The organism is Pseudomonas duriflava (genome assembly GCF_007830155.1).
GTDB classification, from domain to species: domain Bacteria; phylum Pseudomonadota; class Gammaproteobacteria; order Pseudomonadales; family Pseudomonadaceae; genus Chryseomonas; species Chryseomonas duriflava.
This window is the reverse complement of sequence record NZ_VLKY01000006.1, coordinates 188,866-209,101: the sequence shown is the minus strand read 5'-3', so window position 1 is coordinate 209,101 and position 20,236 is coordinate 188,866. Positions and strand designations below refer to the sequence as shown.

Genomic DNA, 20,236 nt, shown 5'->3' with positions numbered 1-20,236 from the left:
ACTGGAAAGAATAGAATACAGAAACAAAAAAGCCCCGTCGCTAGACAGGGCTTTTTCGGTGAGCTCGCGCTTAGGCAGCAACGACGCTTACGTAGCGACGGCCAAAAGCACCCTTCACTTCGAACTTGATCACGCCGTCGACTTTAGCGAACAGCGTATGATCCTTGCCCAGACCAACACCGTAACCGGGGTGGAACTGAGTACCGCGCTGACGCACGATAATGTTGCCTGCTTTAACAGCCTGGCCGCCGAACAGCTTCACGCCAAGGCGTTTAGATTCTGAGTCGCGACCGTTGCGGGTGGAACCGCCAGCTTTTTTGTGTGCCATGAGTCAATTCTCCGAAAGGGCAATCAGGCCTGAATGCCGGTGATTTTGATTTCAGTGAACCACTGACGGTGGCCCTGACGCTTCATGTGGTGCTTACGACGACGGAATTTGATGATGCTGACCTTGTCGTGACGACCCTGAGCAACCACCTCAGCAGTCACCTTGGCACCTTCGACAACCGGCAGACCGATCTTGACGTCGTCGCCATTGCCTACCAGCAGAACGCGATCAAAGGTCACGCTCTCGCCAGTAGCGATGTCGAGTTTCTCGACTTTCAGGAATTCACCTTCGGTGACTTTATGCTGCTTGCCACCGGTAACGATTACTGCGTACATGGAATATCTCCGTTTAACCTGCTCACCCGGCGCTTTATAGGAATAATCAGTGGCCGGCATGGCTGCATGAGGTGGATAGACGCCTATGCAATTGCGTAAGACAGGGGGTTAACCCTTGGGAATTTCAGGGCCCGTGATTCTACGCAACCTTACATTACGTAGCAAGCACCCTGACACTCTACCTTGACAGTCCCCACCCCCACCCCTAGCATGCCGCGCAACCCTAATGGAGCCCCGGCAGGTAACGCGCCTAGCGCTCCGCCCCCGGCGCACTGTGCTGTAACAACGCACCGCACTTGGACACGCCCCACATGACGCAACCCCAGGCCTTTTATCGCGTGGTAGCGGATGACTTCGCTGCAGTCGATGACATCATTCGCCGACAACTCACTTCCCGCGTACCCCTGGTCGAAAAAATAGGAGATTACATCGTATCGGCTGGAGGCAAACGCTTACGCCCGCTCTTGGTCTTGTTGACTGGAAATGCACTTGGCCACAGCGATTACCCGACGCGCCTACTGGCTGCCACGATCGAATTTCTGCATACCTCGACGCTGCTGCACGACGACGTGGTCGATGCTTCTGGTCTACGTCGCGGCCGCTCTACGGCCAACGCACTATGGGGTAACGCCCCTAGTGTACTGGTCGGTGACTTTCTCTATGCCCGGTCCTTTGAGATGATGGTTGAGTTGGGCTCAATGGAAGTCATGCGTATCATTTCGCAGGCGACCCGAGTTATTGCCGAAGGAGAAGTCTTGCAACTCTCCAAGGTTCGCGACGCTAGCACAACCGAGGAGATTTATATGGAGGTCATCCGCGGCAAGACGGCCATGCTGTTCGAGGCCTCGACCCACAGCGCAGCGGCTTTGTGCGGAGCCCCTAGCCAACAAACTGAAACGCTTCGCCGGTTCGGTGACTATCTGGGCATTGCCTTCCAATTGGTAGACGACCTACTCGATTACCGCGGTGATGCAGCAACGCTGGGCAAGAATGTGGGTGATGATCTCGCTGAAGGCAAGCCTACGCTACCGCTGATCGTCACAATGCGAGAAGGTACTGAAGAACAGGCAACCTTGGTGCGTAAAGCCATTCAGCAAGGGGGCAGCCAAGATCTGGAGCGTGTCTGCAAGGCCGTTGAAGAGGCTGGTGCACTAGACTACACCGCTCGGCTGGCACGTGAATATGCCGAGAAGGCTATTGCCTGCCTGGATGAGCTGCCAGCTAATGTGTATCGGGATGCTCTAATCGAGCTTAGCCAGTTTGCTGTAGCCCGTACGCACTAATTTTCTTTCGCTCCGATTAAAAAGCCCGACGACTATCTGTCGGGCTTTTTAATGCCTCGTTACAAAATGGGCACGGCTTGGCTTTTTCAAGAAAAAATTCGGTTTCTCTTTGCATAATCAACAATAGGAATTATTCTCATTAAAGATTCGCTATAGGAGATGAAACCATGACGTACTTGATCAATGCCTGGCTTGACCGCCCACATCCTTACCTGCGCATTTTGAATCGCGAAACAGGACAGGTTTGCGTTGCATTAGAAGAGGATGCCATTGAAGAACTGCTCGAGTTGGGAGAATTGGATGTACAAAGCCTTAGTACATTCGAGCCAACCCGACAAAAGGAACAAATACGCCAGTTATTCCTTTTCTGTTATGCCCGCGCTCTACGCCCGGAAGTTAAGGAGCCCCTTTGGAGGTGAGTCGGCTTAATGCCAACTCACCTTTTACTTAAAGAATTTCCAAAAGTTCAACATCAAAGATCAAAGCGCTATGCGGCGGGATATTTCCGACAGACTGAGCGCCATAAGCCAACTCGCTCGGGACGTAAAGGCGCCATTTGCTACCAACACCCATAAGTTGCAATGCCTCGATCCAACCGGCAATGACACCTCCGACTGGAAACTCGGCAGGCTGTCCACGCTCGTAGGAACTGTCAAAAACAGTGCCATCGACTAGTGTGCCATGGTAGTGGGTACGGACATGACTCTGACGGCTGGGTTTTTCCCCCTGCCCTTCGACCAGAACCTCGTACTGCAGGCCGGACGGTAGCAGAACAACTTCTTCACGTTTAGCATTTTCCAACAGGAAGGCAGCCCCCGCCTCGGCAGCCATGACAGCCCTGGCCTGTGCCTCAGCCTGCATGCGCTCGCGAATAGCCTTGAAGCTTTCGTTGAGTGCTTCTACCGATACACGACTGGGCTGCTCTGCATAGGCTTCCGACAGGCCCGCCAGGACGGCCTCCAAAGACATACCCGGTACAGGATTCTGCCGTAGCTGATCGCCTAGCTGGCGTCCGATACCATAGCTGACGCGCTGCTCATCCGTACTTAAATCGAGTTCGCTCATCTCTTGCCTCACAAGTAAAACGGCCAGCCTATCACATCATGCGACAGGTCAAAGGATCAGCCTAAAGAGTATCCTTATCGGCCTGCCAAAGACTTAAGGGCGTTTTCAAGGGTGCCTCACTGCTAGGCGCTGCTCCTACCATTTCGTCGTAAGCCGAGTGCTGCACGAGGTAAAAAGGTACTTCGGGCAAATCGCGCAAGACATACCGGGCGTGCCCTGGTGAACGCAGGTGCCATGTTTTTCCAGAGTCGTCCTGCAGACGATCCCGTCGTTCATAGGCATGAATATCCAAAATGTAGAAGCCGCCTTCCAATGACAGAAGGTTCAGCTCTGCGATTTGCCCGGCCCTAGCCAGTGCCTGCAATTCGGAAAGCGTCATGGCATTACCTCGCTGCCTATCGCAAGTTGAGGATGTTATTAGTGATCGTGCCGGGTAAGCCTATCGAGGTAACCCATGGCAAAAGCCGAAACGACGAATGTCAGGTGGATAATGACGTACCACTTTAAATAGTCGGTATCAATGTTCTTGGCATCCATGAAGATGCGTAGCAGATGAATCGAGGAAATGGCCACAATGGAAGCCGCTACCTTGTTTTTTAAGGAGCTGGAATCCATCTTGCCTAACCAGCTCAACTTTTCTTTGTCATCTGCGATATCAAGCTGAGAAACGAAATTCTCATAGCCTGACAGCATCACCATAACGAGCAAACCACCGACTAATGACATATCAATCAATGAGAGCACCAATAGAATGAGATCGGCCTCGGTTTGCTCAAAAATATGCGGCAGGAGATGAAAGATTTCCTGAAAGAATTTTAGCGTTAACATAACTAGCGCTAGGGATAGCCCAAAATAGATAGGGGCTAAAAGCCAGCGGGCAGCGTACATTGTCTTTTCGATAAAGCGTTCCATGATACTTGCTCGTCAGAATCGGGCTGGCGAGTATACCGATGGCTACTCGGCGGAAAAATCACTTCCCGCCGCTAAACAGGTTGGCCGAGTAGGTTTTCGCAGCCTGCATTCAGAGTTCAGGACGAATCTGATAATTCAGCACAGGCTGGGCACGCTCACCATTCATACGCCGCAGTTCGGCCTGAATATGCAAACGCCAAATCTGTGGATCAGAGGCAGGAACATACCCCTGTTCCTGCAGATTGTCGGCAATAGCCGTCATAACCGCTTCAGCCACAACAGGACCATGGAAAGGCCCTTGCGCCTTAATGGCGGTTGGCTGCTGCCCCGAAAGCCCCGCTGCGCAGAGAAGGGTCCACATGCCCGGTTGATGAGCCAATGGTTTCACTTCGCATTCTATACGGGTAACAAGACCTAGACAGGGGCGAATCAGAGTGATGCTGCGAGACATGGCATCTTCCTCGAACTATTCTTCTAATAAGCCTGTCGTGCCCTAGGTTATCGAGTCGATAACCGGTCAGCAGCAACACAAGCCAGCCGGTGCGCTATGGATGCTCTCCATAGCGCTTTTCATACCTTTCCGACCAGCTGGTTTCGCCTTCAGTTCTCGTCTTTCGACGTCTTTTTGCTTTTATCTTTCAATTTGTCGGCTAGTTCATCTTCTAACTCTAATTCAGCGATGTCCTTGAGCCGCTCCACTACCCGAGCGTTAACGCTACCGGCCGGGAAATTACCATGAGCGTCGGGCGAGCCAGCCGGCTCGCCCACCAGCAAACTCAAGGCCTCATCAGCCTGCCGCACGGCATAAATATGGAAGCGCCCCTCCCTAACGGCGTCTACAACCCGCTCGTCCAGCATAAGGTTGGTAACATTTGCCCGCGGAATGATGACACCTTGCTCGCCGGTCAACCCTCGCGCATCGCACAAGCGGAAAAAGCCTTCAATTTTTTCATTGACGCCTCCGACTGCCTGAACCTCGCCAAACTGATTGATCGATCCGGTAATGGCGAAACATTGTTTAAGCGGTGTTCGCGACAGGGCCGAAATCAATGTGCACGCCTCGCCCAGGGAGGCGCTGTCACCATCTACATAGCCGTAGGACTGCTCCAGGGCGATGCTGGCGGAAATAGCCAGCGGAAACTCCTGAGCATAGCGACTCCCCAGATAACCAGTAAGGATCATTACGCCTTTCGAGTGAATAGGCTGTCCAAGGCTGACCTCCCGCTCGATATCGAGGATGCCACTAGCGCCGGGATACACCGTAGCCGAGATCCGAGCCGGCATACCAAAGGCGGAATCCGCTACCTCCAGCACCGTCAGACCATTACACTTGCCTACAGCCGCACCTTCGGTATCAATCAGAATGAGGCCGGAGAGCATGTCATCTAGCACACGGGCAGAAACTCGGCCCGTTCGGGTCTCCTTGGCCTTTAGCGCACGCTCGACATGGCCGCGGTCTGTTACTTCATCGCCAGCTAGCTGACGAATAAAATCGGCTTCGCTGACTAGCTGAAACAAGTCGCCAATACGTGCCGACAGCCGCCCTTGGTGTTCTGCCAAGCGCGCGCTGTAGGTGGCAAGACGTGCGACAGCCGACGCGGTTAAAGGCGCCATGCCTTCTTCAGAGGTTCGTGTCTTGAGTAACTGAGCGAACTGCTCAAGGCTTTCCTCACGCAGGGGAATTTCTTCATCAAAGTCGACCAGAACCCGAAACATTTCCTGGAAATCCGGATCGAGCTCTTGCAACGTGTAATAGATATTGCGAGAACCAATAATGATGACCTTGATATGCAAGGGAATAACCTGAGGCGTCAGGCTAATGGTCGCGAAGCGGCCCAGATCTGCCAGCGGGGACTCCATCTTCAACTGCCGCGAGTGCAGGGCACGTTTGAGCGCATCCCACACGAAGGGCTCGGTTAGCAGCTTTTCAGCCTCGACGATGAGAAAACCACCATTGGCACGATGCAACGCCCCAGGGCGCAACTGACGATAGCTGGTATAAAGCGCGCCCTGCTCCGAACTGTATTCAATACGCCCAAACAGGTTGTCGTAGGTCGGATGCGGCTCGAAGATCACGGGCGCACCACCGGTAGAATGATGCGCAATAGCCAGATTAGGCAGGTATTGCTCGATCAGGTCCTTGCGCCGCTGCGTATCAGTTTTGGAATCATCTACCAGGGAATCGACGACGGTTTTTAGTAGATCCACCTGCATGGCCTGTAAATAGGCACAGACGCCAGGGTTCTCGTTGTATTTCTCAACCAGAGGCGCTAGCAGCGGCTGTAGAGCAAGGGTAATGGTTTCTTCGTTCAGGCGGCGCAGCTCGTTACTTGATTCCCTTCGCCATTGCGGCAAGCTGGCCAATTCTTCGTTGAGACGCTCTTCAAGGGCCGAGATATCAGCATGGAAGCGTTCGCGCTCCTCTTCTGGCAGCTGAGCAAAATCGGTTTCATCCAACGCCTTGCCCTCTTTCATAGGCGTAAAGGCAATGTTGTTGCTATCCCGATAAAGCGCAATGCTTTTCTCTAGCGCAGCACGTTCTACCGTGTCCAGGGCTTGGTCGTACCGCTGATTGAAGGATCTATCGATGGCGCTTTTCTTCTGCTGATAAGCCGGGTGTTCAAAAACGGCAGGAAAGGTAGACAGAAGGTTATCGATAAGCTGGTTGATATCCTGGGAGAAGTCTTCACCCTGGCCAGGCGGCAACTCTACGGCTCGTGGCTCACGAGGTTCGTCGAAATGATTGAGATAGGCCCAGTCGGAGGGCGTAGGCAGGCGCTTACCTTCGGCCCGCAAAAAGCGTTGCACGAACGAGAACCGTCCCGTACCGGGCTCCCCCATTACAAAGACGTTATAGCCCGGCCTCGGCATGGCAACACCAAACTGCAGGGCTTCCACTGCGCGCTCCTGTCCTAGGATGCCGCGGAACGGGTCTAGCTCATCAGTAGTGAAAAAGGACAATTGGGAAGGATCGAAGGGACGGGTTAATTCGTCAGGTGCCAGGCGCAGGCCGGCAGCTACGGGATCATGCATCAGAAATCCTTGTGTCGGTCAGACATATCTGTCCGCATTCTGGCGCTGCCTGCCTGCCAGAAGCAAGGCATCGTTTCCTTGTCTGGCCGCAGGCACGAAGCGGCTACATCCTTTTGACGAATTTACAACATGGAAGTGCCTACGCTTGACCTATGCTTGTAGATAAGTGCGAGAGACGTTCGGCATGTCTCTTGAAACCTGGTCATGCGCAGTGGGCCTGCCTCTACTCTGTCACTGCGCTCACGTGCATTGACTGCGAGGAGTGTCGATCATGTCAGCTTTCAGACGTTACGGGCTTATGGCCTTGCTGCTTGGCCTAGCTGGATGCCAGAGCTATCACGAACAGCTTATCCAGCAGGGATACCCACCGGCTTATGCCGATGGCTATCATGAGGGTTGCCTGACCGGCAAGCAGGCCGTTAATGGCATCGGAGCCTCTTACAAGGATGTCGCACGTTACGACAGGGAGCGGCACTATGCGATGGGATGGGAGGATGGTTACAAGCAATGTGTAGTCACGGCTGATAATGAGCAACGTCGTCGCTATTATGATACCCGCGACCGTGAGCGCGACGAGGACTGGGAGCGCAGCAAGCGTCAGGACAAAATTCGTGCGTTACACGGAACCAGCCCGCAAGACTGATGCAGTGCCGTTTGCTGACAGTGGCGATACAAAATTGTAGTCGCCACGCCAGGTAAGCAAACCAGAAAAGTAGAAGTGCTAGCCTTTACTCTACCGTTCTGCTAATGCTCATGGAAACCTTGTAATGGTAAGAGCATGCTTCGATCAGACTCCAAATGGCTGTTGTCTCTATATCCTGTTTTGCTGCTATTGATTTCAATGACATCGATTCAAAGCAGCGCCAGCCTGGCCAAAAGCCTTTTCCCGGTTTTAGGACCTGAGGGCGTTACGGCCTTGCGCCTGTTGTTTTCTGCGCTGATTCTGTTGGTTGTCATGCGCCCATGGAAGGCGTTAGCCCGCGGGAATGCCTGGAAAACACTAATTGGTTATGGTGTAGCGTTAGGTGTCATGAATCTGTCCATTTATCTCGCCATGCAGCGCATTCCTATTGGTATCGCAGTAGCCATCGAATTTACCGGCCCTCTGGCTGTAGCCATGTTCGCCTCACGTCGCCTGATCGATTTCGTCTGGATCATACTGGCCGTAATCGGCCTTTATCTGCTGCTTCCGATTGGGCATGCCGCTGGCGGTGTTGACCCGCTTGGGGCCGTCTTTGCCTTGCTGGCCGGGTTATGCTGGGCGCTTTATATCGTGTTTGGTAAAAAAGCTGGAGCAACCTATGGTGCTGCAACGGTAGCCTTGGGCTCGACAGTTGCTGCATTGGTTATTTTCCCGGTGGGTGTTTTCCAGGCCGGCAGCCGACTGCTCGACCCTACCCTTCTGCCGGTGGTGCTCACTGTGGCTATTCTGTCGTCCGCCATTCCCTATGCTCTCGAGATGCAGGCTCTGACGCGCCTGCCCTCGCAAACCTTCGGCACACTGATGAGCCTGTCCCCTGCACTCGGCGCATTGTCAGGCTTCGTGTTTCTCAATGAAACCCTTACCCTGGCGCAATGGTTTGCCCTGCTGTGTATCGTTATCGCCTCGATTGGAGCGACATTAACAATCAAGCAAGCGGCGGCTCCGGTAGAGACAGTAGCAGCCCCTTGAATGTCTGAGCGTGTCGCCAAAACTATAGGAGGATGAATGATTTTTTTGATTATGGGAGTATCCGGCAGTGGCAAGACCACAATTGGTGAAGGTCTGGCCAAGCGCTTAGGCTGCCCCTTTTCGGATGCGGATGAGTTTCATAGCAACGCCAACAAACAAAAGATGGCGCAGGGCATTGCGTTGACGGATGAAGACCGCTGGCCCTGGCTGGATGAGATCCGGGCAGCCATGCAAAAGGCGTACGATCAGAAACAGAACCATGTATTTGCCTGCTCGGCGCTCAAGAAAGCGTATCGGGAGCGTTTACAAACGGCCACGTCAAACACTGTGCTGGTCTTTCTCAACGGACCGGTTGACGTCTTGGCTGAACGAATCGGGAATCGCCGTGGGCACTTCTTCGATCCGCGTTTGCTACACAGCCAGATCGAAACATTAGAGCCGCCTACACACGAAGAAGCCCTGTTAATGGATATTCGCCAGTCACCTACCGAGATTATCGAATCGATTATTCGGCAAAGCGGGCAGCGCTTATGACAAAGCCCGAGACATGCGCTTTTGAGCATCTGTCTCGGGCCTCGGCCAACTAACCTATCAAGTCAGTTTTTTGTATTTCACCCGCTTGGGCTGTGCAGCCGCATCACCCAGGCGCTTCTTGCGATCGGCTTCGTACTCGGTGTAGTTGCCTTCGAAGAACACCACCTGAGAATTATCCTCATAAGACAGGATATGGGTGGCGATCCGGTCAAGGAACCAGCGGTCGTGGGAAATCACAATGGCCGTACCGGGGAAATCCAGCAAGGCCTCTTCCAGCGCACGCAACGTTTCGATGTCCAAGTCGTTGGACGGTTCGTCGAGCAGCAGCACGTTGCCGCCCTGCTTCAGGGTCAGGGCCATGTGCAGACGTCCACGCTCACCGCCAGAGAGATCCTTTACGAATTTCTGCTGGTCGGCACCCTTAAAGTTGAAGCGGCCGACATAACCCCGCGACGGCACCTCGTAGTTACCCACGCGGATCATGTCCAGGCCGTCAGAAACCTGCTCCCAGACAGTCTTGTTGCCTTCCAGGCTATCGCGGCTCTGATCGACACTGGCAATCTTGACGGTTTCACCGATTTCGATAGTGCCTGAATCGGGCTGCTCCTTACCGGTGATCATGCGGAACAAGGTGGACTTACCCGCACCGTTACCGCCGATCACGCCCACGATGGCACCTTTGGGCACGCTGAAACTCAGGTTATCGATCAGGACGCGATCACCATATCCCTTGGTGACGTTATGAAACTCGATAACCTTGTCACCCAGACGCGGTCCAGCCGGGATATAGATCTCGTTGGTCTCGCTGCGCTTTTGAAACTCTTGGGACTGCATTTCCTCGAAACGCTGCAAACGAGCCTTGGATTTGGACTGGCGGGCCTTAGCGCCGGAGCGCACCCACTCCAATTCCGCCTTCATGGCCTTCTGATGTGCAGCTTCCTGCTTGGCTTCCTGTGCTAGACGGTTGGCCTTGGACTCCAGCCAGCCCGAGTAATTGCCCTCGAACGGGATACCGTGTCCACGGTCAAGCTCAAGAATCCAGCCGGCAACGTTATCCAGGAAATAGCGGTCGTGGGTAATGGCAACCACTGTACCGGGGAAATCGTGCAGGAAGTGCTCTAGCCAGGCAACCGAGTCAGCATCGAGGTGGTTTGTCGGCTCGTCCAGCAGCAGCATGTCTGGAGCAGACAACAGCAGGCGGCACAGAGCCACACGACGCTTCTCGCCACCAGACAGGTGCTCGATTTTGGAATCCCACGGCGGCAGGCGCAGCGCATCGGCCGCAACTTCCAGCTGGCGCTCCAGATTGTGACCATCAGACGCTTGGATGATAGCTTCCAGGCGGGCCTGTTCAGCCGCCAGGGCATCAAAATCGGCGTCCGGCTCAGCATAAGCGGCATAGACTTCGTTCAGACGATCCTGGGCCTCTTTAATGGCGCCAACGGCTTCTTCGACAATCTCGCGTACTGTTTTGCTAGGATCTAGCTGCGGCTCCTGTGGCAGATAGCCTACATTGATGCCGGGCATCGGCCGAGCCTCACCATCGATTTCGGTGTCGACGCCAGCCATGATGCGCAACAAAGTAGACTTACCCGCGCCGTTTAGACCTAGAACGCCAATTTTCGCGCCCGGAAAGAAAGACAGGGAAATATCTTTTAGAATCTCGCGCTTCGGGGGCACGATCTTGCTGACCCGATGCATAGAGTAGACGTATTGAGCCATGGATTAACCTTGGTACCGATGCAAATGTGGCGAATAGTATGGCGGGACAGGGCTCTGCTGTCGAAGCCCCGGCCTCTTGGCGTGATGAGCTGTCACATGCCAATCATGAAAGCCATACGAAAATAGTAAAGGATCTCTCTGTCGTGGACGATCATCGCTAATAGATGAAGGCGTAATCCGCCAGATGGAAGACCTCTGGCGCCTCGATGAAAATCCGGTCATCCTGTTGCCTGCGATAAACCTGTAGTCTCGCAATCACGAGTTTTCCGGAATGTACTCGCCCGCACCTTCTGTTTCCACCCCACCCCTGCAAGGCGAGCCGAGCACGCCACCGACCCGACGCCTCCTGCGCGGCGTGTTGGTCATGCTGCTGATCGTGCTATTTGGCTTGTTATTCTGGCAATTGCATCGCCAGACGGACCAGCAGGATGCTTTTCTTCGAAAACAGTCTCGGCTATTCGTTTCGGCAATAGCCGAGCGCCTTAATCAAGAGCTTGAATTCAAAGCCGATGCGGCGCTGTCGTTGCTAGATGCGGCTACGCCCACGCTGGGCAATCCTGATTCTAGTGTCACTGACCGGCTTCGCAAGATTTATCCTGGCTTGAGAGCCGCCCATTGGCTACCTGCTGGTACGCCTGCCGAGACCTTGGCAGTCCGCGATAAACCACTTGTTCAAAGGCTTGTCTCGCGTATACAAGACCATCCCTTTTACTACAGCTATAGCAATGGGGATAAGGGTACCTACTATGCATTGCTTGCAGCCCAGCATCGGGGCCTATCGGGTTGGTGGATTATTGAGGGCCAGCTAACAACTAAGTCAGCCTTGATAGATAGGAAACATTTCCAGGAAACCACCTGGATTATCTCGGACCAGTTGACCGGTAAACCACTGTTCAGTAGCGGCCAAGACCTGAATGTCATCAAGCAGTCTTTGCCTGAAGCCGAGCCCATCAGCAGTATCACGTTAAGGCACACCGATTGGGTCCTGTTAGGGTATCGCCTGCAGCAGGAGAATTCCGGCGTCTGGAAGATAATCCACTCGGGTGAATGGCTAGGCTTGCTTGTTCTGGCGATCGCCTTCTTAACGCTATTGTTCTTTTTGCAACGCGAGCAGCGTGGCCTGCATGCCGCTACCGCCTCTTCTCGCCGAAACCTGCGTTTGGCATCTCAAGCCCTGAATGTTGTCGAGGAACGTATCCTCGTAACCTACCCTGACGGCCACTTGCTATACCTGAACCAGCAAGCGTCCCGCCTGTTTGGTATTGACCCGGCTCACGCGAACCAACATAAGCTTGCTCAACTTTTGCCCGATGTCGACCTGGACACCATCCAGAACGCTCGATCTAAGGAAACCCTGTTGGCACTTGAACAGGAAGGCTTAGTGCGTCAATTTTCCCTTGATTGCTACGGTCTTGATGAGCACGCTGTCATTTCCAGTACGCTACGCGACCAGCACCCTTTACACGGTAGTCATGTTTGGGTTCTGCGTGACGTTACGGAGCAGCAAAAGATACTCGATACGGTCGAACATACCCGACAGCGCTATCAGAATATTTTTGAAGGCGTCAGCACAGGGCTTTGCATTTTTGATTTGTCCGAACTCCATCGTTATTTGGCCGAACGTAACCTACTGGATGTAGAAAGCCTTCACGCCTGGCTCGATACGAATCCGCATGACAGCATGACACTGCTGGGCTTCATTCGCGTTACGGAAATCAATCAAGTCGCGCTTGCCCTGCTTGGCCTTGAAAATTTGGAGGATGTACAGGCCAGTCTGATCGGGCAAGCAATGCCGCACCCGCAGGGTAAGCGCATGAAGATGATTGCGGCCCTCATTTCCGGCCAGCGAGCCCTAGACATTGAGACACGCCTGCAGACGCCACAAGGTGAGCGCTTTTTGTGGCTGTCGATGCATCTCCCCTCGGCTGAAGTGGGTTATGAGGCCGTTCCCCTCAGCATCAATGACATTTCCAGTCGCCGGCGTATGGAGTTGTCATTGATTGAGCGAGAAAAATTCTGGTCCGATCTGGTCAGTGCAGCACCTGACACACTGTATACCTATGACCTCGAAACACGTGCGCTCGTCTATAAAAACCACCCGTTGGGTCTTAAGTTAGGCTATGACTCGACCGAACTGGACGCCCTGGGTGACGATTACCGCCTGAAGCTGTTGCACCCCGACGACAGTGAGCTATACGGCCGCTTGCAAAGCATGCGTCAGATCATCGGGCCGGGACAGGTCACCGACTGCCTGGTGCGCTGGCGGCACCGGAACGGCTCGTGGCGTTGGTTCGATCTCCGTGAGCAGAGCTTCCAGCGTAATAGCCGAGGTCAAGTTACCAAAATCATTGGCCTGGCACTGGATGTGACCGATATGGTAACGGCCAATGATCTGTTGCGTGATAAGGAACGCCGCTATCGCCTGCTGGCGGAAGGCTTAGGGGATGTGATCTATACCACCGATGCCCAGCTAAACATGGATTACATCAGTGCCTCAGCCGAGGATCTACTGGGTTACAGTTTAGAAACCCTACACCAGATCAATCCGCTTGAATTCATTACCAACACCCAGCCCTTGCACAAGGTCCGGCTGTTGACCAAGCGCTTGCGCCAAGCCAAGGACTCACCACGTCTGATGGCAGAACTACGCCAAGAACCGGGTCTGGTTACTGTTGTCGACTGCCTGCACGCTAATGGTCACAAATTACACGTCGAGCTGCGTCTGGAAATGCTCTGGGACGAGCATGGCCGCTTCGAGGGCTTACTGGGTATCTGCCGCAATGTTTCAGCGCAGCGCAAGGCTGACAAGGACATGCGCATGGCAGCCACAGTGTTTGATCATTCGGCTGCGGCCATTCTAGTAACCGACCCGGCTGGCTATATCGTCCGGATCAACAAGACGTTTACCCGCATGACCGGGTTCGAGCCGCATGACATCATGGATCAATTGCCCGACAAGTTGTGTGCCGACCAGCAAGAAGTCGACCTGCTCCATGACGTCATGACACAGCTCGCCAACACAGATAGCTGGGAGGGCGAACTCTGGCAGAAGCGCAAGGATGGCGAACCTTATCCATCCTGGGTTGGCATCACGGCAGTACGTGACGATGAAGGCGACCTGGTGAGTTTCGTCTGGTTCTTCGTCGATATTAGCGAACGCAAGGCCAGTGAGCGGCGTATTCACCGCTTGGCCTACTATGACGCCTTGACGCTGTTACCAAACCGCACGCTGTTTCAAGACCGATTGCATCTGGCACTACAGCAAGCCGCCAAGCATTCGAGTTGGGTTGTCTTGATGTTCCTGGATCTGGACCGCTTCAAGCCGATCAATGACTCGCTCGGTCACGCAGCGGGTGATCGTATGCTTAAGGAAGTTGCCATGCGACTGACCTCATGCGTTGGTACAGAAGATAGTGTAGCCCGTATGGGTGGCGATGAGTTCACTCTGCTACTGGCCAATCTTGAAAGTCGCGAAACGGCGTTAGCCTGTGCAATACGGGTAGCGGAGCAGATCCTGGAAAGCTTGTCTGAGGCCTTCATACTCGAAGGGCGCGAGTTCTTTGTTAGCGCCAGTATTGGGATTGCTCTCTCGCCGCAGGATGGCAGCGAGCTCAGCCAATTGATGAAGAACGCCGATACAGCGATGTATCACGCCAAGGATATGGGCAAGAACAACTTCCAGTTCTATCAGACCGAAATGAACGCACGTGCGCTGGAACGCCTGGAGCTAGAATCCGACCTCCGCCATGCGCTACTACAAAACGAGTTCAAACTATACTATCAGCCTCAGTACCGAAGCGAGAATGGCCGCCTGACCGGCGTCGAAGCCTTGCTGCGCTGGCAGCATCCACGTCGGGGTGATGTGCCTCCTGCCGACTTTATTCCAGTCCTGGAAGAAACCGGTCTGATCATGCATGTGGGCGACTGGGTCATTCGCGAGGCGTGTCGACAGCTCAAGGACTGGCACAACGACCGGGTCCGTATTCCAAAGGTTTCGGTCAATCTATCCGCCCGGCAGTTTACTGATGGGCAGCTTGGCGAGCGTATTGCGCAGATCCTGGCAGACGTAAACCTGCCACCGGCCTGTCTTGAACTGGAGTTGACCGAAAGCATTCTGATGCAGGATGTCAGCGAAGCCCTGAGTATTTTGGGTCGCCTTAAACAATTAGGGGTTTGTATTGCGGTAGACGACTTCGGAACGGGTTATTCGTCACTTAATTACCTGAAACAGTTGCCTATCGATATCCTCAAGATTGACCGCAGCTTTGTCGATGGCCTCCCTTATGGCGAACAGGATGGTCAGATTGCCCGGGCCATCATCGCCATGGCGCATAGCCTAAACCTTTCGGTCATCGCCGAAGGGGTTGAAACTGAAGCTCAACTCCAATTCCTGCGTGATCATGGCTGCGATGAAGTACAAGGCTATTTTTTTGCCAAGCCTATGACGCCTGACCGAATTAAAACACACGTGAATAACGCGTTTTTCTAACCCTTTGCCTCGATGATTGCTGTTATCCGGCAGGCAATGCCTGTCTGGACAGCATGAATAACCTGCGACAGCGGCATGACAGGCGCTCATACCCAGAAAGTCAGGGTTTGCGATAGAATGCGTGCTCTTTTTAGCCCAGCCAGCCGCAACCGCAGGGGAACACCATGTTCAGCCGTGACCTAACCCTTTCCCGTTTCGACGCCGATCTGTATGCCGCCATGGAACAGGAAGCCCAGCGTCAGGAAGATCATATCGAACTGATTGCTTCGGAAAACTACACCAGCCCGGCCGTCATGGAAGCCCAGGGTTCGGTTCTGACCAACAAGTATGCCGAAGGCTATCCGCACAAGCGTTACTACGGTGGCTGCGAGTTTGTCGATGTGGTCGAGCAGCTGGCTATCGACCGTGCCAAACAGCTGTTTGGCGCTGACTATGCCAACGTCCAGCCGCACGCCGGTTCTCAGGCCAACTCCGCCGTTTACCTGGCACTGCTGCAACCCGGCGATACTATTCTGGGTATGAGCCTGGCCCACGGTGGTCACCTGACCCATGGTGCCAGCGTCAGCTCTTCTGGAAAAATCTATAATGCGGTCCAGTACGGCATCAACGAAAACGGCTTGATCGACTACGATGAAGTCGAGCGCCTGGCTGTCGAGCATAAACCCAAGATGATCGTGGCAGGCTATTCTGCCTACTCCCAGGTCCTGGACTTTGCCCGTTTCCGCGAGATCGCGGACAAAGTGGGTGCTTACCTGTTCGTTGACATGGCTCACTTTGCTGGTCTGGTCGCAGCGGGCATCTACCCGAACCCGATTCCGTTCGCCGATGTTGTAACCACTACCACGCACAAGACCCTGCGCGGTCCCCGTGGCGGCCTGATCCTGGCCAAGGCCAATGAGGAAATCGAGAAGAAGCTGAACTCGGCCGTGTTCCCGGGCGCCCAAGGCGGCCCGCTGATGCACGTAATCGCTGCCAAAGCCGTATGTTTCAAGGAAGCCTTGGCCCCTGAGTTCAAGGAATATCAGCAGCAGGTCATCAAAAACGCTCAGGCCATGTCTGAGGTATTTATCCAGCGTGGTTTTGATGTGGTCTCCGGTGGTACCCAAAACCACCTGTTCCTGCTGTCCTTGATCAAACAGGACATCACGGGTAAGGATGCTGACGCCGCCCTGGGCCGCGCCTTCATTACCGTGAACAAGAACTCTGTCCCGAACGATCCGCGTTCTCCGTTCGTGACCTCTGGTCTGCGTATCGGTACTCCTGCTGTCACAACCCGTGGTTTTAAGGAAGCCGAGTGCCGCGAGCTGGCTGGCTGGATCTGCGACATCCTCGACAACATGGGCGACGAGTCTGTGATTGATGGCGTACGTGAGAAGGTCAAGGCAATTTGCGCCAAGCTGCCGGTTTACGGTCAGTAAGGTAAAGCTTTAATAAAAAGCCCGGCTTTATTAGCCGGGCTTTTTTATACGCCTTTGATTTGCGCTGCTTCGAATCCTTCTCGCAGCTCCACCTCCGGTAGATCCATGCCGATAAAGACGATGACGCTTTCACGTACTTCGCCTTCTTCCCATTCCCGGTCCCAGTCCGCGCCGTAAAGACGCTGCACACCCTGGAACAAGAGCCTTCTGGGTTCTCCGGCAATACTGAGAATCCCCTTGTAGCGCAGCAGGTTACTGCCATGTCGCTCAAGTACACCCTCCATAAAACGGCTGGCCTGCTCGATATCCAGCGGGTGCTCCGCTTTAAGCGCTAACGAAGTGATGCTATCCGGCTTTTCGGCACGCGCAGGCGTTAATGGGCGAAAAAGCGCCTGACGATCCAGCTGATCGTTCAGGTTGAAGCCGCGAATATCGAGCAGAACGCTCAGGTCGACTCGGCCATGCTCTACCACATGAATCGGTGCCCTTCGATTAATACGCTGTAAACGCTCGCACAAGGCCTCAAAAGCTGTCTCATCCACAAGGTCGCGTTTACTGACGAGCAAACGATCAGCAAAACCTACCTGAGCCTGAGCAATTGGTCTGGATAATTGCTCCTGGGCATGAGCTGCGTCTACCAAAGTGATGATCCCATCCAGCAAGTAACGCTCGCGTAGTTCCTCATCCATGAAGAAGGTCTGGGCAACCGGGCCTGGATCGGCTAGACCAGTGCATTCGATCACCAATCGATCAAACTCAATCTCGCCTTGGTCGAGTTGCTCCAACAATATGGTCAGTGCATACGAAAGGTCCTTGCTGCCTGTACAGCACACGCAACCGTTAGCTACCTTCACGATACGAACGGCCTTGTCGCCTAATAAAGCGCTATCGATATCAGCCTCGCTGAATTCGTTTTCAATAACAGCGATCTTAAGCCCATGGTCACCCTCAAGCAGGTAACGCAGCAGAGTCGTCTTGCCAGCGCCAAGAAAGCCGGTCAGAACCGTTACAGGAATAGGTGATGTAGACATAAGCGGCCCTAAATAAAACGGGCCAGATTAAATGTCTGACCCGTAGATAGATGACGTCTCAACAGACTCAACAGCAGCGGAAGGTCTTGCCCTTACCGCCACCATAACGTGCTTCCTGCCGCTCACGAAAGAACTCTTCGTAACTCATGACCGGCAAATCTGGGTGTTTGCCGCGCATATGCTCGACATAGGTGTCGTAATCCGGCATACCGACCATAAGTCGAGCGGCCTGTCCCAGATATTTCCCTAGATTAGCGAGATCATTGAACATGCGCGGCTCCCGTTAAGCGTTGGTCAGCGGTTGGAATGGTGTTTCCTTGTCGGTCCGCTCAGGCTTGAACCACGCTGCATAACCAACCTTCAAGGTATAGAACAGAACGCTGGCCACTACGATCAGGAACAACACCGTCAGGGTAGCATTGGTGTAGCTGTTGATCATGATCTGCTGCATCTGCTCGGCACTCTTGGCCGGTGCGATGATCTGATTGGCAGCTAAGGCGTCACGGTACTTGTGCGCCTGGGCCAAGAAACCCACTGCAGGGTTCGCATCGAACAGCTTGATCAAACTGGCATAAGTGGTACAAACCAGCAGCCACGTGGCCGGCAGTGCAGTAACCCACACATAACGCTCACGCTTCATCTTGATTAGCACCACGGTACCCAGCATCAATGCCACGCCCGCCAGCATTTGGTTGGAAATCCCAAACAACGGCCAGAGTGTATTGATACCACCCAGCGGATCGACTACGCCTTGGTATAGCAAATAGCCCCATAGCGCGACACAACCGCCGGTGCCGATCATATTGGCAATCCAGGAGTCGGTACGCTTGAGTGCAGGCACGAAATTACCCAAGAGATCTTGGAGCATAAAACGGCCCGCACGGGTACCCGCATCAACAGCGGTCAGAATGAACAGGGCTTCAAACAGAATTGCGAAGTGATACCAGAACGCCATGGTGTTCTCGCCGGGCAGGACTTGGTGCAGGATCTGAGCGATACCCACTGCCAACGTAGGGGCACCACCTGCTCGACCTAGAACAGTCGTTTCACCGATATCCTGAGCTGTTTGAGTCAGAACTTCCGGCGTAACGGTAAAGCCCCAGGAACTGATGGTTGCTGCTGCACTAACTACATCCGAACCAACAATGGCAGCCGGACTATTCATTGCAAAATACACACCCGGCTCGATAATCGAGGCCGCGACTAAGGCCATGATGGCAACAAAGGACTCCATCAGCATGGCGCCATACCCGATATAACGAGCATCGGTTTCACGGCTGAGTAGCTTTGGTGTCGTACCGGAAGCGATCAGCGAATGGAAACCGGACACCGCACCGCAGGCAATGGTGATAAAGAGGAATGGGAACAAGGTGCCTTTCCAGACCGGCCCTGTGCCATCAACAAACTGAGTCAGCGCTGGCATTTTCAATTCTGGTGCCAGGAACAGAATGCCGATGGCCAACGCAACGATGGTACCGATCTTGAGAAAGGTTGAGAGGTAGTCGCGAGGGGCTAGCAGCAGCCAGACCGGCAACACGGACGCAACGAAGCCATACCCGATGAGCATCCAGGTAATCTGCTCACCGGTAAAGGTGAAACGGGGCCCCCAGACCGGATCCGCTGCGATCACGCCGCCATACCAGATAGAAGCGAGCAGCAGCACCAACCCGACGATAGAGATCTCACCGATCCGGCCCGGCCGGATAAACCGCATATAGATGCCCATGAACACGGCGATGGGCAACGTTGCCAGCACGGTGAACATACCCCAGGGGCTGTGTGCCAGAGCTTTCACTACGATCAGGGCCAACACCGCCAGGATGATGATCATGATCAGGAAGCAGCCAAACAAAGCAATAGTACCTGGGACCTGCCCCATTTCCTCGCGCACCATTTCACCGAGGGAACGGCCGTTACGGCGACTGGAAATAAACAGAATCATGAAGTCCTGGACTGCACCGGCCAATACCACGCCAGCGATCAGCCATAGCGTGCCGGGCAGATAGCCCATCTGCGCTGCTAGCACGGGACCTACCAGTGGCCCTGCTCCGGCGATGGCAGCAAAGTGGTGGCCAAACAGGATGTGCTTGTTGGTAGGAACATAGTCCAGACCGTCATTATTTAAAATGGCGGGTGTCGCTCGGAGAGGATCAAGCTGCATCACCTTGGTGGCGATGAACAAACTGTAGTAACGATAGGCAATGAGATAGAGGGCGACGGCGGCCACCACGATCCACAAGGCGTTAATCGGCTCACCCCGTCGCAAGGCCACAACGCCCAGCGCAAACGCTCCTGCAGTCGCTACCACGGCCCAAGGCACATGGCGGAAAACGCTGCTTTTATTATTCATAATGGCTCCCGAATGGACAGACAAAAAGGCTGCCGCCCAAGCTTAGCCCACCCTTGGCATTTTG

18 protein-coding genes are annotated in these 20,236 nt (G+C 54.1%); 7 read left to right on the top strand and 11 right to left on the bottom strand.

Features of this window, described 5'->3' with window-relative positions:
- Positions 1-70: 70 nt before the first annotated feature.
- Together rpmA and rplU are read right to left on the bottom strand one after the other, a co-directional pair.
- Positions 71-328, bottom strand: coding sequence for a 50S ribosomal protein L27 (gene rpmA / locus IQ22_RS10655; RefSeq protein WP_145141549.1), 258 nt, complete (start codon positions 326-328; stop codon positions 71-73).
- Between the two features lie 23 nt (positions 329-351).
- A complete protein-coding gene (gene rplU / locus IQ22_RS10650) occupies positions 352-663 on the bottom strand; it encodes a 50S ribosomal protein L21 (protein ID WP_145141547.1) in 312 nt (103 codons plus the stop codon).
- 311 nt (positions 664-974) lie between these two features.
- On the opposite strand from rplU, the gene IQ22_RS10645 reads away from it, so the two are divergent.
- Both IQ22_RS10645 and IQ22_RS10640 read left to right on the top strand, forming a co-directional pair.
- Positions 975-1,946, top strand: a complete 972-nt coding sequence (locus tag IQ22_RS10645; protein ID WP_145141545.1) for a polyprenyl synthetase family protein — start codon at positions 975-977, stop codon at positions 1,944-1,946.
- Positions 1,947-2,113: 167 nt separating this feature from the next.
- A complete protein-coding gene (locus IQ22_RS10640; protein WP_145141543.1) occupies positions 2,114-2,365 on the top strand; it encodes a PA4570 family protein in 252 nt (83 codons plus the stop codon).
- Between the two features lie 28 nt (positions 2,366-2,393).
- Here the strand turns inward: IQ22_RS10640 and bamJ are convergent, their stop codons facing one another.
- The 5 genes from bamJ to IQ22_RS10615 all read right to left on the bottom strand — a co-directional run bounded on the left by bamJ (position 2,394) and on the right by IQ22_RS10615 (position 6,956).
- Positions 2,394-3,011, bottom strand: coding sequence for a BamJ family beta-barrel-assembly machinery protein (gene bamJ / locus IQ22_RS10635; protein ID WP_145141541.1), 618 nt, complete (start codon positions 3,009-3,011; stop codon positions 2,394-2,396).
- Between the two features lie 61 nt (positions 3,012-3,072).
- On the bottom strand, positions 3,073-3,390 hold the full coding sequence (locus IQ22_RS10630; protein ID WP_145141539.1) for a DUF6482 family protein: 318 nt from the start codon (positions 3,388-3,390) through the stop codon (positions 3,073-3,075).
- Between the two features lie 38 nt (positions 3,391-3,428).
- The gene (locus IQ22_RS10625) at positions 3,429-3,923 is read right to left on the bottom strand and encodes a TIGR00645 family protein (RefSeq protein WP_145141537.1); all 495 of its coding nucleotides are present in this window, start codon (positions 3,921-3,923) and stop codon (positions 3,429-3,431) included.
- A gap of 109 nt (positions 3,924-4,032) precedes the next feature.
- Positions 4,033-4,374, bottom strand: coding sequence for a PA4575 family protein (locus IQ22_RS10620; RefSeq protein ID WP_145141535.1), 342 nt, complete (start codon positions 4,372-4,374; stop codon positions 4,033-4,035).
- Positions 4,375-4,523: 149 nt separating this feature from the next.
- Positions 4,524-6,956 carry a Lon protease family protein gene (locus tag IQ22_RS10615; protein WP_145141533.1) on the bottom strand — a complete coding sequence of 811 codons (2,433 nt, stop codon included), beginning with the start codon at positions 6,954-6,956 and terminating at the stop codon, positions 4,524-4,526.
- Between the two features lie 271 nt (positions 6,957-7,227).
- On the opposite strand from IQ22_RS10615, the gene IQ22_RS10610 reads away from it, so the two are divergent.
- The 3 genes from IQ22_RS10610 (at position 7,228) to IQ22_RS10600 (ending at position 9,162) form a co-directional block, all read left to right on the top strand.
- Entirely contained in the window at positions 7,228-7,599 is a 372-nt protein-coding gene (locus IQ22_RS10610) for a hypothetical protein (protein ID WP_145141531.1), read from the top strand.
- 135 nt (positions 7,600-7,734) lie between these two features.
- Positions 7,735-8,628, top strand: coding sequence for a threonine/homoserine exporter RhtA (gene rhtA / locus IQ22_RS10605; RefSeq protein WP_145141529.1), 894 nt, complete (start codon positions 7,735-7,737; stop codon positions 8,626-8,628).
- Between the two features lie 36 nt (positions 8,629-8,664).
- On the top strand, positions 8,665-9,162 hold the full coding sequence (locus IQ22_RS10600; RefSeq protein ID WP_145141527.1) for a gluconokinase: 498 nt from the start codon (positions 8,665-8,667) through the stop codon (positions 9,160-9,162).
- A gap of 57 nt (positions 9,163-9,219) precedes the next feature.
- Here the strand turns inward: IQ22_RS10600 and ettA are convergent, their stop codons facing one another.
- Positions 9,220-10,884 carry an energy-dependent translational throttle protein EttA gene (ettA, locus tag IQ22_RS10595; protein ID WP_145141524.1) on the bottom strand — a complete coding sequence of 555 codons (1,665 nt, stop codon included), beginning with the start codon at positions 10,882-10,884 and terminating at the stop codon, positions 9,220-9,222.
- Positions 10,885-11,155: 271 nt separating this feature from the next.
- Here ettA and IQ22_RS10590 point away from each other — a divergent pair, with 271 nt between their 5' ends.
- Both IQ22_RS10590 and glyA read left to right on the top strand, forming a co-directional pair.
- Positions 11,156-15,373 (top strand): EAL domain-containing protein, encoded by a 4,218-nt coding sequence (locus tag IQ22_RS10590; RefSeq protein WP_145141522.1) that lies wholly within the window; start codon positions 11,156-11,158, stop codon positions 15,371-15,373.
- A 164-nt stretch (positions 15,374-15,537) separates the two neighbouring features.
- A complete protein-coding gene (glyA, locus tag IQ22_RS10585; protein ID WP_145141520.1) occupies positions 15,538-16,791 on the top strand; it encodes a serine hydroxymethyltransferase in 1,254 nt (417 codons plus the stop codon).
- A gap of 44 nt (positions 16,792-16,835) precedes the next feature.
- Here the strand turns inward: glyA and yjiA are convergent, their stop codons facing one another.
- The 3 genes from yjiA to IQ22_RS10570 form a co-directional block, all read right to left on the bottom strand.
- A complete protein-coding gene (gene yjiA / locus IQ22_RS10580; protein ID WP_145141518.1) occupies positions 16,836-17,822 on the bottom strand; it encodes a GTPase in 987 nt (328 codons plus the stop codon).
- Between the two features lie 67 nt (positions 17,823-17,889).
- Positions 17,890-18,093 (bottom strand): YbdD/YjiX family protein, encoded by a 204-nt coding sequence (locus tag IQ22_RS10575; protein WP_145141516.1) that lies wholly within the window; start codon positions 18,091-18,093, stop codon positions 17,890-17,892.
- 12 nt (positions 18,094-18,105) lie between these two features.
- Positions 18,106-20,172, bottom strand: a complete 2,067-nt coding sequence (locus IQ22_RS10570; protein ID WP_145141514.1) for a carbon starvation CstA family protein — start codon at positions 20,170-20,172, stop codon at positions 18,106-18,108.
- Between the last annotated feature and the right edge of the window lie 64 nt (positions 20,173-20,236).